Annotated in this window: 7 protein-coding genes; 3 read left to right on the top strand and 4 right to left on the bottom strand. The window is 73.5% G+C overall.

The window, feature by feature from the left end; translation table 11 throughout:
- Nucleotides 1-142 precede the first annotated feature (142 nt).
- From OP86_RS24845 to OP86_RS38330, 4 genes are all read right to left on the bottom strand, one after another.
- The gene (locus OP86_RS24845; RefSeq protein ID WP_030256612.1) at nucleotides 143-1,168 is read right to left on the bottom strand and encodes a 6-phosphofructokinase; all 1,026 of its coding nucleotides are present in this window, start codon (nucleotides 1,166-1,168) and stop codon (nucleotides 143-145) included.
- 352 nt (nucleotides 1,169-1,520) lie between these two features.
- On the bottom strand, nucleotides 1,521-2,249 hold the full coding sequence (locus tag OP86_RS24840) for a type 1 glutamine amidotransferase (RefSeq protein WP_030256615.1): 729 nt from the start codon (nucleotides 2,247-2,249) through the stop codon (nucleotides 1,521-1,523).
- A 46-nt stretch (nucleotides 2,250-2,295) separates the two neighbouring features.
- Nucleotides 2,296-3,558: a MurT ligase domain-containing protein gene (locus OP86_RS24835; RefSeq protein ID WP_030058010.1), complete on the bottom strand. Its 1,263-nt coding sequence runs from the start codon at nucleotides 3,556-3,558 to the stop codon at nucleotides 2,296-2,298.
- A gap of 273 nt (nucleotides 3,559-3,831) precedes the next feature.
- Nucleotides 3,832-4,530, bottom strand: a complete 699-nt coding sequence (locus OP86_RS38330; protein WP_030058011.1) for a GNAT family N-acetyltransferase — start codon at nucleotides 4,528-4,530, stop codon at nucleotides 3,832-3,834.
- A 266-nt stretch (nucleotides 4,531-4,796) separates the two neighbouring features.
- Here OP86_RS38330 and OP86_RS24825 point away from each other — a divergent pair, with 266 nt between their 5' ends.
- The 3 genes from OP86_RS24825 to OP86_RS24815 all read left to right on the top strand — a co-directional run bounded on the left by OP86_RS24825 (nucleotide 4,797) and on the right by OP86_RS24815 (nucleotide 9,851).
- Nucleotides 4,797-8,693 (top strand): non-ribosomal peptide synthetase family protein, encoded by a 3,897-nt coding sequence (locus OP86_RS24825; protein ID WP_051830544.1) that lies wholly within the window; start codon nucleotides 4,797-4,799, stop codon nucleotides 8,691-8,693.
- Nucleotides 8,694-8,800: 107 nt separating this feature from the next.
- The gene (locus tag OP86_RS24820) at nucleotides 8,801-9,025 is read left to right on the top strand and encodes a hypothetical protein (protein WP_030058014.1); all 225 of its coding nucleotides are present in this window, start codon (nucleotides 8,801-8,803) and stop codon (nucleotides 9,023-9,025) included.
- Nucleotides 9,026-9,155: 130 nt separating this feature from the next.
- Entirely contained in the window at nucleotides 9,156-9,851 is a 696-nt protein-coding gene (locus tag OP86_RS24815) for a hypothetical protein (protein ID WP_030058015.1), read from the top strand.
- Nucleotides 9,852-10,081 lie beyond the last annotated feature (230 nt).

Raw genomic sequence — 10,081 nt, 5'->3', positions numbered from 1 at the left:
GAAACGCTCCCTCAAGTCCGAAAGATCATCGCGTCCAACGGCCACGGTCCTCGCAACTCCCATAGATCGCGGGTGTTGCGAGGACCGTTAGAACCCAAGCCGTACGGCGGGGTCCAGGGGCCTTCGGCGGGGCGGCGGGAGGTCAGAGGACCGTCTCGGCCTCCAGGTAGCGCTCCTGCGGGACGGTCTTCAGCTCGGCGACGGCCTCCGCCAGCGGCACCAGGTTGATGTTGGTGCCCTGCAGTGCGGTGATGTGCCCGAACGCGCCCTTGTGGACGGCCTCGACGGCGTGCCAGCCGAAGCGGGTGGCGAGCACCCGGTCGTAGGCGGTGGGGGTGCCGCCGCGCTGGGTGTGGCCGAGGATGACCGGGCGGGCCTCCTTGCCGAGGCGGTGCTCCAGTTCGCGGGAGAGCTGGGTGGCGATGCCGGTGAACCGCTCGTGGCCGTAGATGTCCTTGGTGCCCTCCTCCCAGTGCATGGTGCCGGGTTCGGGCTTGGCGCCCTCGGCGCAGACCACGATGGCGAACTTCTTCTGCCGGTCGAAGCGCTCGCGGACGACGGCGGTGAGCTTGTCGATGTGGAACGGGCGCTCCGGGACGACGATGGCGTGCGCGCCGGCCGCCATGCCCGCGTTCAGCGCGATCCAGCCGGTGTGCCGGCCCATGACCTCGACGACCATGACCCGCTGGTGGGACTCGGCGGTGGTCTTCAGCCGGTCCAGCGCCTCGGTGGCGACCGAGACGGCGGTGTCGAAGCCGAAGGTCACGTCGGTGGCGGCGATGTCGTTGTCGATGGTCTTCGGCACGCCGACGATCGGCAGGCCCGCGTCGCTCATCAGCTTGGCGGCCTTCAGGGTGCCCTCGCCGCCGATCGGGATGACCGCGTCCAGGCCGAGGTCGGAGCAGTACTTCTTGGCCCGCTCGACGCCGTCCCGCAGGTGGCTGGGCTGGACGCGGGAGGAACCGAGGATGGTGCCGCCCTGGGCCAGGATGCCGCTCACCGAGTCCAGGGTCAGGGGGCGGTGGTGGCCCTCCAGGAACCCGCGCCACCCGTCCTCGAACCCGATGATCTCGTCGCCGTGGTCGACCACCCCCCGGTGCACCACGGAACGGATCACCGCGTTCAGGCCGGGGCAGTCACCGCCGCTGGTCAGCACTCCGATACGCATTAGCTTTGCAACTCCCGAGCAGAACCGAGGAACGGCCGGACTACAGGCTGGGACGACGGGCCGTCACCCGTGACGGGGCGCTCCCGCGCCGGAATGGCGGGGAGTCGGCCGTGGGGTGAAGGGCCGGTCGATCCGGACAGAACGTCCGAAACCGACCGTGGTGTCGAGCATACGGCCCCTGGTCCGGCCGGGCAGGAGCCGACGCGGGAGCGGCGCCGTCGGCGCCCCCGCGCGGAAGTGCAGCCTGCTGCCGAGGAGGGTGTGCAGTAGGCAGCCCCATTGTCGTACGTCCGGGGCCGCCCGCGGGCCGGGTGACCGCATCGCGGGCACCCGGCCGGGGCGTACGGATGTACTACTGGGGGCGCGTCGTGGCGTCGATGCGCTCGGCGCGCAGCGCGTCGTACCAGGTGGTGTCGGCCGGCGGCAGGGCGTTGACGTCCAGCGCCAGCCTGATCAGCAGGTCGGCCACGGCGGGGTTGCGGGCCAGCACCGGGCCGTGCATGTAGGTGCCGAAGACGGTGTCCCGCCAGGCGCCCTCGGTTCCGTCGCCGGTGCCGTTGCCGTTGCCGACCTGCACGGTCGCGAACGGCTTGACGCCCTGGCCGAGGTGGGTGACGCCCTGGTGGTTCTCGAAGCCGGTCAGCTGGGGCAGGCCGAGCTGCGGGTCGATGTCGGCCAGCACGTCGCCGACGCAGCGGGCACCCTCGCCGCGGGTGGTCCAGACGTCCAGCAGGCCCAGGCCGGGCTCGCGCTCGCCGAGGTCGTTGACGAACTCGTGGCCCATGATCTGGAAGCCGGCGCAGACGCCGAAGATGATCGCGCCGTTCTCGGCGGCCCGCACCAGGCCGCTGTCGGCGCGCAGCCGCTCGGCGGCCAGCCGCTGCGGGCGGTCCTCGCCGCCGCCGATCAGGTAGATGTCGCCGCTGGTGGGGATCGCCTGGTCGGAGCGGACGTCGATCCGGGTCACGTTGAGACGGCGCTGGCGGGCCCGGCGCTCCACGACCAGGGCGTTGCCGCGGTCGCCGTAGGTGCTGAGCAGGTCCGGGTAGACCCAGACCACGCGCAGGCTGCTCTCACTCATCCTCGAAGGCCTTCCGTCACGTAAAGGTGGGAGTGCGGGCGCGGCATCAGCCGGCCACGACCTTCCGCAGCTGCTGGAAGGCGGTGTAGTTGGCGATGGCCTCGATCCGGCCGGGCGGGGCCATCCGGACGGCCTGCTCCAGCGTGTCCACCACGTGGAACTGGAGCCCGGCGACCTCCAGGCGGACGGCCAGGTCCAGCTTGCGCTGGCCCATCACGAAGACCGGGTGCCCGGCGAGGCGCTCGTAGTCGACGTCCCACAGCCAGGAGGTGTCGGTGCCGTCGGCGTCGAGGGCGTTGACGGAGAGGATCACCGGGGCGGGCGGGCCGTCGATCAGCGAGAAGGTCTCCAGCCAGCCGGCCGGGTTCTTGGCCAGCAGCAGCCGGATGTCCCGGCCCTGGTACTGGACCACGTCGTAGCGGCCGGCCACGGCGGCCACCGAGCGCATCCGCTCCAGGGCGACCTGCGGGGAGACGCCGAACACGGCGGCGACGGCGGCCGAGCTGGTGGCGTTGGCCAGGTTGGCCCGGCCGGGCAGCTGCAGCTGGATCGGCCAGGCGCCGCGCTGCGGGTCGATCACGTGGGTGCCCTGGAGGGCCCAGTGCGGGTTGGGGCGACGGAAGCCGCAGTCCTGGCAGAACCAGTCGTCGCCGGGGCGCTGCATCACACCGCCGCAGGCGGGGCAGGACCAGGCGTCCTCCTTCCAGGCCTGCCCGGCGGCCACCCAGACCACCTTCTTGCAGGAGGAGGCGGCCCAGGTCACCAGCGGGTCGTCGGCGTTGGCGATGACCACGGCCTCGGTGTTCTGCAGACCCTCGCGCCACTTCTCGGCCATCATCCGGGTCTCGGCGGCGCGGTCGAGCTGGTCGCGGGAGAGGTTGAGCAGGGCGATCGCCTTGGGGCGGGTGTCGCGGGCGACCATCGCCAGGTACTTCTCGTCGACCTCGATCACGCCGAAGCGGGCGTCCGTGCCGCCCGCCAGGGCGGACGTGATGCCGGCCGGCATGTTGGCGCCCAGGGCGTTGGACACCACCGGGCCGGCGGCGCGCAGCGCCTCGGCGATCAGGCGGGTGGTGGTGGTCTTGCCGTTGGTCGCGCTGACCAGGACGACGTCGAGGTGGTCGGCGAGGGTGGCCAGCAGGTCGGGGTCGAGCTTGAGGGCGACCTTGCCGCCGATCACCGAGCCGCTCCCGCGTCCGGCCTTGCGCGACACGGCGGCGGCGACCCGGCCGGCCGTGACCGCGATCTTGGCGCGGGCCGGCAGCGAGGCGTCGCGTGCGCCTGTGGGCTCCGATTCGGTGCCTGCCATGCTCAGTGGTTCCTCCTTGCTGCGGCACCACCCGGGTCCGGACAACGGGCCGTCGGGCGGCGGGGACGGGGGTCAGCCTACCGACTCCGTCGCCCGACCGGACGAACCGGACCCCGTGCCGCCTGCTGTGACGCGATGGCGAGGGCTTCTGACGTTCCGTCAAGGCGAGCCGTGTACGGACGGAGCCCAAGGGGGGCCCGCCTACCGCTTCAGGACGCCCACCGCCTCCGCCGGGCTCCCGAGGCGCCCCGTAAGGATCTGGTGAAGAAATGATCAGCGGCCCGGACGGTGGGCGTGGGCGGCCGGCTCCTCGATGCCCAGGGAGGCGGTGATCACCAGGGTGCCGCCCTCGGTGCTGAAGTCCAGTGGCGCGGCCAGCCGGCGCATCGCGGTGATCAGACCGGTGTTGGCGGCGTGCGTCAGCGCGTACACCGTCCCGATGCCGGCTGCCCGGGCCGTCGCCGACAGCCGCCGCAGCAGGGCCACCCCCAGGCCGCGCCGCTGCCAGGCGTCCTCGACCAGTACGGCCAGCTCGGCCTCGCCGTCGTCCCACATCAGGTGGCCGAGCGCGAGGATCCGCCCGTCCGGGGCGACCACGGCCAGGCTGCGGCCGTGCCGGGGGTCCAGCAGGTGGTCGAGGTGGCGGTCGGCGTCGCGGACCGGGCCGTGGTAGCGCAGCCGCAGGGCGGCGGGGGAGCAGCGGCCGTGCATCGCCAGGGCCGCCGCCTTGTCGGCCGGGCCGGCCGGACGCAGCAGCACCTCGGTCCCGTCCGGCAGGGACAGCCGGGACGGGGCCTGCGGCGCCGGGCCGGCCGGGCGCAGGGACGGCGGGTGCGGCCGGGCGCTCCGGTACGGGCCGCCGGTGAGCGCGGGCAGCCGGGTGGCCTGGCCGTCGGGCGCCGCGCACCTGCGGTCCGACCTGCGGAAGGGTCGGTGCCAGAGCCGTTCGGGGCGAGTGCGTGATGCCGTCATGGCACCGACGCTACCGACGCTGCGCTTCCGCTCGGTTACGTGATCGTGAACGGCCGAATGCCCGGGACACGCCCGGGACGGGCCGGGGCCGGGCCGGGGACGGGCCGGGGCGGAGCGCCCCGGATTCCGGGACGCGACCGGAAGAGGTCCAGACCGGTGCCTCATGCGGGTGGGACAGCGGGCGGCCGACGGTGGATCCCGTACCCGGCGCTCCTGGTGAGCAGGCCGCCGGGGCCCCACCCGTCAACGCACCGAAGGCACTTCCCATGCGCATCGACCCGTCCGTCTCCGCCGCCGCCCCCGTCGTCCCGCACGCCCGCCGCGCCCCGGTCGGCACCGCACTCACCGGCCTGCTCGACCGGCAGGTGCGCGCCCGGCCGGTCTCCGCGGCCGTCATCGGCGAGGGCGCGGGCCTCACCTTCCTGGAGCTGTCCGAGACCGCCCGCCGGCTGGCCGCGCACCTGCGCGGGCTGGGCGCCGGCGCGGACACCTGCGTCGGCCTGTACGTCGAGCCGTCCGTGGAGCTGGTCGCCGGGGCCTGGGGCGTCCTGTACGCCGGGGCCGGCTACCTGCCGCTGTCGCCCGAGTACCCCGAGGACCGGCTCCGCTACATGATCGAGGACAGCGGTACCCGGATCGTGCTCACCCAGGAGCACCTGCGCGAGCGGCTGGCCGCGCTGGCCCCGGCCGGGACCGCGATCGTCACCTTCGAGGACGCGCCGCGGACGGCGCACCCGGTGGCCGCGGACGGTGCCGAGGACGGCGCCGAGCCGGAGTCGCTGGCCTACGTGATCTACACCTCCGGCAGCACCGGCCGCCCCAAGGGCGTGATGATCGAGCACCGCGCGGTGGTCTCCCAGTTGCGCTGGATGTTCGACGCCGGGCACCTCGACCCCGAGGTCACCGTGCTGCAGAAGACCCCGATGAGCTTCGACGCCGCCCAGTGGGAGATCCTCGCCCCGGCCGTCGGCGCCCGCGTGGTGGCCGGCACGCCCGGCCTCTACCGCGACCCGGAGGCGCTGGTCGCGGCCGTACGGCGGCACGGGGTGACCGCCCTGCAGTGCGTGCCGACCCTGCTCCGGGCGCTGCTGGACACCGAGGGCTTCACCGACTGCACCAGCCTGACCCGGGTCTTCTCCGGCGGCGAGGCGCTGTCCCGGCGGCTCGCCCGCACCCTGGGCGAGGCCCTGCCCGCGGCCTCGCTGGTCAACCTGTACGGCCCGACCGAGTGCACCATCAACGCCACCGCGCACGTGGTCGACCCGGCCGAGCTGGGCGGCGGCGCCGGCTCGGTGCCGATCGGCCGGCCCGTCGACAACACCCAGTGCTACATCCTGGACGAGGACCGGGTGCCGGTCGGCGCCGGCGGCGTCGGCGAGCTGTACATCGGCGGTGTGCAGCTGGCCCGCGGCTACCTGCACCGGCCGGAGCTGACCGAGGAGCGGTTCGTCCCGTCCCCGTTCGCGCCCGCCGAGCGGCTGTACCGCACCGGCGACCTCGCGCAGTGGAACGCCGACGGCACCATCCAGTTCGCCGGCCGGGCCGACAACCAGGTCAAGCTGCGCGGCTACCGGGTCGAGCTGGACGAGATCGCCCGCGCGATCGAGGAGCACACCTGGGTGCGCCGCTCCGCCGCGATCGTCACCGGGGACGAGCGCACCGGCCACCCGAACCTGGTCGCCTGCGTCGAGCTCAACCCGCGCGAGGCCGCCCTGATGGACCAGGGCAACCACGGCGGCCACCACCAGTCCAAGGCCAGCAAGCTGCAGGTCAAGGCCCAGCTGTCGGACCCGGGCGTCCGCGACCTGGCGCAGCCGGCCGGCCGCGAGCGGGTCGAGCTGCCGGGCCGGCACGAGACCGAGGCCCAGCGCCGGGAGACCTTCGCCCGCAAGACCTACCGCTTCTACGACGGCGGCCCGGTCACCCGCGACGACCTCACCGCGCTGCTCGCCCCCCGGCCCGCCGGCCCCTTCGGCCGCGAGCTGGCGCTGCTGAGCTTCCCCGAACTCGGCCGCGTCCTGCGGTGGTTCGGCCAGTTCCACAGCGAGGAGCGGCTGCTGCCCAAGTACGCCTACGCCTCACCCGGCGCGCTGTACGCGACCCAGCTGTACCTGGAGACCGGCGGCCTGGACGGGCTCGCGGCCGGGCTGTACTACTACCACCCGGTCGAGCACAGCCTGATCCGGATCGGGCCCGCCGAGCCCTGCGAGGAGGCGTACCTGACGCTGCACTTCTCCGGCAAGCACGGCGCCATCGAGCCGGTGTACAGGAACAACATCCGCGAGGTGCTGGAGTTCGAGACCGGCCACATGCTGGGCGTCTTCGAGGAGGTGCTGCCCGAGTACGGGCTGGACGTGCGCCCGCTCGGCCCCGACCCGGCGGTCAAGGACCGGCTGGACGTCGCCGAGGAGGACCACTACCTGGGCGCCTTCGCCGTCGTCCGCAACGCCGGCGCGGCCCGGGCCGGGACCACCGAGCTGTACGTCCAGGCCCACGAGGGCCGGGTGGACGGCCTGCCGGGCGGCCTCTACCGGTACGCCGACGGCGAGCTGACGCACGTCTCGGAGAAGGTGGTGGAGCCCCGGCACGTGATCGCGATCAACCAGTCCGTCCACGCCCGGGCCGCGTTCGGCATCACCGCCGTCAGCCGCGCGCCCGAGGAGTGGCTGGCGTACATCGCGCTCGGCACCGAGCTGCACCACCTGCAGCGCAACGGCCTGGGCCTGGGCTTCATGTCCTCCGGCTACAGCTCCAAGTCCGGCCACCCGCTGCCCGCTTCGCGCCGCATCGACGAGATCCTCGCCGACCGCGGCATCGCCACCGGCCCGTCGTACTTCTTCCTCGGCGGCAGGGTGAGCGAGGAGCAGATCCGCAGCGAGGGCATGCACGAGGACACCGTCCACATGAAGGGCCCGGCCGAGATCATCAAGGACGAACTGGGCAACCTGCTGCCCGACTACATGCTCCCCAACCGGGTGCTGGTCGTGGACGCCCTGCCGCTCACCGCGAACGGCAAGGTCGACCTCAAGGCCCTCGCCGCCTCCGAGGCCGTCCGCACGGCCGACGTCCGCAGCGCGTACGTCGCGCCGAGCACCGAGCACGAGCGGTGGCTGGCCGAGGCCTGGGGGCAGGCGCTGAAGTACGAGGACGTGTCGGTCGCGGACGAGTTCTTCGCCGTCGGCGGCAACTCGCTGATCGCCGTCGCGCTGGTCCACCGGATCAACCGCGAGTTCGACGTGTCGCTGCCGCTGCAGGTGCTGTTCGAGTGCCCGCGACTGGGCGACCTGGCCGCCCGCATCGAGCGGGCGCAGGGCGGCGGTGCCGACGCCTCCTCGCGGCTGATACCGCTGAGCCCGGGGGACCAGGGCCGGCCGGTGTTCTGCTGGCCCGGGCTGGGCGGCTACCCGATGAACCTGCGGCTGCTCGGCCGGGAGGCGAGCCGGGGGCGCGCGTTCTACGGCATCCAGGCGCACGGCATCAACGAGGGCGAGACGCCGTACCCGACCATCCGGGAGACGGCCGCCGCCGACGTCGCCGAACTGCTCCGGGTGCAGCCCGAGGGCCCGTACACGCTGTGGGGCTTCTCCTTCGGCGCCCGCGTCGCCTTCGAGGCGGCCTGGCAGCTGGAGCAGGCCGGCCGGTGGGTGGAGCGGCTGCTGCTGATCTGCCCCGGCAACCCCGAGGTGCGCCGGGCCGACGGCCGCCAGTGGGGCCGGGAGGCCTCGTACGCCAACCCCGGGTACGTGACCATCCTGTTCGGGGTGTTCACCGGCCGGATCCGCGGCCCCGAGCTGGAGCGCTGCCTGGCCGAGACGTCCGACGAGGCCACCTTCGTCGCCTCCGTGCACCGGATGCTGCCCGACCTGGACGAGGAGCTGATCCGCCGGATCACCGGAATCGTCGGCGAGACCTACGAGTTCGAGTACAGCTTCCGCGAACTCGCCGAGCGGCGGCTGGCGGCGCCGGTGACCATCTTCAAGGCCGCGGGCGACGACTACTCCTTCATCGAGGGCAGCAGCGGCTACTCCGCGGCCCCGCCCGCCGTGGTCGACCTGACCGTGGACCACTACGGGGTGCTGAAGGAGCACGGGGTCGTCGAACTCGCCGCCGCGATACGGGCGCTGGAGCGGATGGGCGCCGAGACGACCGGCCCGGGCCGCTGAGGCGGACACGCTCACGGATGGCCCAGGATCCGTGAGCGGGGGAGCCCCTTCGGATAGGGATGGCTCGGCTTTCGGCCGAACCCGTCCTGAACCGAAGGGGCTTTCCCATGTCCGTCAAGAAATCCGCGCTGGCCACGGCCTGTTGTGCCCTGCTGCTCGCCGCGCCGCTCGCCCTCGCCCAGTCGGCGGCCGCCGCCGACAACACCAACAACGGCCCCAAGACCCCGCAGGAGGTCGCCGCCTGCAAGTCGGTCACCAGCACGCTGCTCGGCGGCTTCGGCGCCATGCTCGGCAACGCCGTGTGCGTCGTGCAGCCCGCCGACCGGGGCTGAGCCCCCCCCCGGAGCGTCCGGTGCCGGCGGCGGTCCTCGGGCCGCCGCCGGCAAAGGGGGTGTGAGGTGTTCGTGTGCTGCCATATCATCCGGTGATCTTTTTGCCTTCCCTTTGTGCGAGTGAGCCGAGATGACTGACCCGGATACCGAACAGCCCCCCGATCGCCCCACCGGCCTCCAGGCGATCTGGGCGAACACCCTGGAGCCGGTGGCGCCGCTGCCCTGGTACCGCAGGGTGTACCTGAAGCCCGTGGCGGCGGGGGTGGTCGTCGTCGGCCTGGCGACCGCGCTGACCGTGGCGGCCGTGACCGGGGCCGGTGCCCCGCCGCGGCACCGGATCGTGCTGGGGGACGAACTCGGCTACCAGGTGCGGATGCCCGAGGACGGGGACCTCCGGGCGCTGCACGCCGACTACGAGAGCCGGATGACGGCCCTGCAGCCGTACCGGGAGCTGACAGTGGCCGGCTACGGCACCGCCGGCACGACCCGCACGACACTGACCGTGGTCGGGCTCACCGGGAGTTACGCGGACCCCCTGCGGGAGTTGGACAAGTACTTCGACAGGCTGGCGATGCGCGACCAGACCGGCGGGACCCGGTTCGGCGAGACACCGTCGTCCCGGGTGAACTACCCGTCCGGCCCCCTGGGCGGCTTGATCGACTGCGCGGTACTCGTCTACCCGACGGCCTCCGAGACGACCTGCGCCTGGGCGGACGGCACCACGGTCGGCATCGTGGTCGACCGGACCGGCCGGACCGCACTCGATGACCTGGCGGCGCGCACGCTGGAGATCCGCGCTGCGGTCGAGGTCGAGGTGAAGGACTGATCCCGCCTGCTGACTCCCCCTGAGCACCCGGGCGGAGCCGCAGCGGGCCATGGCGGTATTCCCGGGGGTGGGGCTCTGGGCATCCGGCTCTGGGCATCCGGCTCTGGGCATCGGGGGCCCGGGGCATCGGGCTCGGCGGCCGGCGCTCGTGCGGCCGTCCACGGGGAGGATCCCGCCGCTGGGGGGCGGCGCGCTCCCGGTCGGCGGACGGCGGCGGGGGGTCGCCCCGG

The sequence above is a fragment of the Streptomyces novaecaesareae genome (genome assembly GCF_000716875.1).
Lineage (GTDB): Bacteria > Actinomycetota > Actinomycetes > Streptomycetales > Streptomycetaceae > Kitasatospora > Kitasatospora novaecaesareae.
This window is presented reverse-complemented; position numbering and strand designations above follow the sequence as displayed.

Coding starts and splice junctions, on each gene's coding strand:
- OP86_RS24845 (WP_030256612.1), bottom strand. CDS start 1,168: ATGCGTATCGGAGTGCTGACCAGCGGCGGTGACTGCCCCGGCCTGAAC.
- OP86_RS24840 (WP_030256615.1), bottom strand. CDS start 2,249: ATGAGTGAGAGCAGCCTGCGCGTGGTCTGGGTCTACCCGGACCTGCTC.
- OP86_RS24835 (WP_030058010.1), bottom strand. CDS start 3,558: ATGGCAGGCACCGAATCGGAGCCCACAGGCGCACGCGACGCCTCGCTG.
- OP86_RS38330 (WP_030058011.1), bottom strand. CDS start 4,530: ATGACGGCATCACGCACTCGCCCCGAACGGCTCTGGCACCGACCCTTC.
- OP86_RS24825 (WP_051830544.1), top strand. CDS start 4,797: ATGCGCATCGACCCGTCCGTCTCCGCCGCCGCCCCCGTCGTCCCGCAC.
- OP86_RS24820 (WP_030058014.1), top strand. CDS start 8,801: ATGTCCGTCAAGAAATCCGCGCTGGCCACGGCCTGTTGTGCCCTGCTG.
- OP86_RS24815 (WP_030058015.1), top strand. CDS start 9,156: ATGACTGACCCGGATACCGAACAGCCCCCCGATCGCCCCACCGGCCTC.